Source organism: Streptomyces boncukensis, from assembly GCF_011045075.1.
GTDB classification, from domain to species: domain Bacteria; phylum Actinomycetota; class Actinomycetes; order Streptomycetales; family Streptomycetaceae; genus Streptomyces; species Streptomyces boncukensis.
Window position 1 is genome coordinate 1 of record NZ_JAAKZZ010000828.1, and the last position, 2,107, is coordinate 2,107.

The 2,107-nt window shown below is 78.0% G+C and carries 2 protein-coding genes; one reads left to right on the top strand and one right to left on the bottom strand.

The window, feature by feature from the left end:
- The coding region (locus G5C65_RS39895) for an acyltransferase domain-containing protein (protein WP_338146829.1) at window positions 1-675 on the bottom strand (675 nt) is incomplete at its 3' end.
- Between the two features lie 75 nt (window positions 676-750).
- Between G5C65_RS39895 and G5C65_RS40590 the strand changes: the two genes are divergently transcribed.
- The coding region (locus G5C65_RS40590) for a beta-ketoacyl reductase (protein ID WP_338146830.1) at window positions 751-2,107 on the top strand (1,357 nt) is incomplete at its 3' end.

The following is a 2,107-nucleotide window of genomic DNA, read 5'->3' on the forward strand; positions in this document are numbered from 1 at the left end:
GTACCAGGGGCTCCAGTCGAGGGGCACGCCGGCCGTGTGGGCCTGTGCGAGGGCGTGGGCGAGCTGGGCGCGCCCGCCCTGGCCGCGGCGGAGGGTGGGGATGGTGACCGCGTCCACGCCGGCCTCCTCGAAGCACTCCTGCATGCCCCACGTCAGCACCGGGTGCGGGCCGACCTCGATGAAGACGCGGTGGCCCGCGGCCAGGAGGGCCTGGACGGACTCCTCGAAGCGGACCGGCTCCCGCAGGTTGGCGACCCAGTAGCCGCCGTCCAGCCCGGTGGTCTCCACCGTGTCGGCGGTGACGGTCGAACAGAACGCCACGGATGAGGCCGCCGGCGCCACGCCGGCCAGAGCCCGGGTGAGCTCCCCGGCGATCAGGTCGACCTGCGGGCTGTGCGAGGCGTAGTCGACCTCGACCAGCCGCGCCCGCAGCCCGGCGCGCTCCGCGTCCGCCACCACGGCCCGGACCTGCTCGGGCGGGCCGGTCACCACGGTGGAGGAGGGGCCGTTGACGGCGGCCACGCCCACCCCTTCCGCCCGCGCCGCCAGCTCTTCGGCCCGCTCACGCCCCGCCCCCAGGGAGGCCATGGCACCGCCTCCGGCCAGCCGCCGCAGCGCCTTGCTCCGTACGGCCACGACCTTCGCGCCGTCCTCCAGCGACAGCGCCCCGGTCACGCCCTCTCCGGCCGCTGGCTGGTCGTCCGGCCCGCGAGCGGCGCCGGCGACTGGCTGGACGCCTGCGTCCGGGCCGTGGGCGCGGGAGGCGCCCCGGTACGCGACATCGAGGTGGGGGAGGAGCCCGACCGGGACGAGCTCGCCGCGCTGCTGCGGTGCCGGTTCCCGGAAGATGAACCCTCCGGCGGTGTCCTGTCCCTGCTGGCCCTGGACGAGCACCCGTCGCTGCCCGCCGTGGCGCCCGGACTGGGAGCGACGCTCACCCTGCTCCAGGCGCTGGCGGACGCCGGTGTCGACGCCCCCCTGTGGTGCGCGAGCCGGGGCGCGGTCAGGACCGGTGCGTCCGAGCCGCTGGACGCCCCGCTCCACGCCCAGCTGTGGGGGCTGGGCACCGTGGCCGCGCTGGAGTATCCGGCGCAGTGGGGCGGGCTGGTGGACCTGCCGCCGCACCCGGACGACCTGGACCCGGCCCGGCTGGCCGCCGTCCTCGCGGGAGCCGACGGCGAGGACCAGGTGGCGCTGCGCGCGGGCGGCGCCTTCGGACGCCGCCTCGTACCCGTACCGCCCGACGGCACGGCGGCGGAGCGGGAGTGGTCCGCGCGGGGCGCCGTGCTCGTCACCGGCGGCACCGGGGGCCCCGTCGCCCCCCTCGCCCGGTGGCTGGCCGAGGGCGGCGCGGAGCACATCGTGCTGCTGGACTCCAGCGGACCGGAAGGGCCCGCCGCCGCGCCCTTGGTGGCCGAGCTGACCGAGCTGGGCAGCGAGGTCACGGTCGCGGACCGCGACCCGGCCGACCCCGCGGACGTCGAGGCCCTCGTGGCGTGGCTGGCCAGGAAGGAGGTGCGCATCGGAACCGTCGTCCACACCTCGATGTCCGGCGAGCTCGCCCCGCTGGCGGAGCTGACGGGCGGACAGCTGGCCGCCGCGGTCGGTGCGGACCAGGCCGTCGCGGCGCGGCACCTCGCAGAGCGCTGCGGGCTGCGCCCCGAGGACACCGTCGTCTACTGCGCGTCCGCCGCCGCCGTGTGGGGCAGCCGGGACCATGGCGTCTACTGCGCCGCCAACGCCTGCCTGGACGCGCTGGCGCAGCGGCGCAGGGCCGACGGCGGGCACGCGGTCTCCATCGCCTGGGGGCTGTGGGACCTGGCGGACGGCGACGGCGGGGCGGACGCGCTGCCGGGCGCGGACCTCGAACGGTCCCGGCGGCAGGGCCTCCCGCCGCTGGACCCCGGGGCCGCGCTGACAGCGCTGCGCCGGATACTCGACCGCGGCGACCCGGACACGGTGGTCGCCGATGTCGCGTGGGACACCTTCGCGCCGCTGTTCGAGCTGGCACGGGCGAGCAGGCTCCTCGACGGCGTACCGGCGGCCCGCCGGGCCGCCGCAGAAGCCCACGAGCACGGCGCCGACGGGACGGGCGACGGGGCGGGCG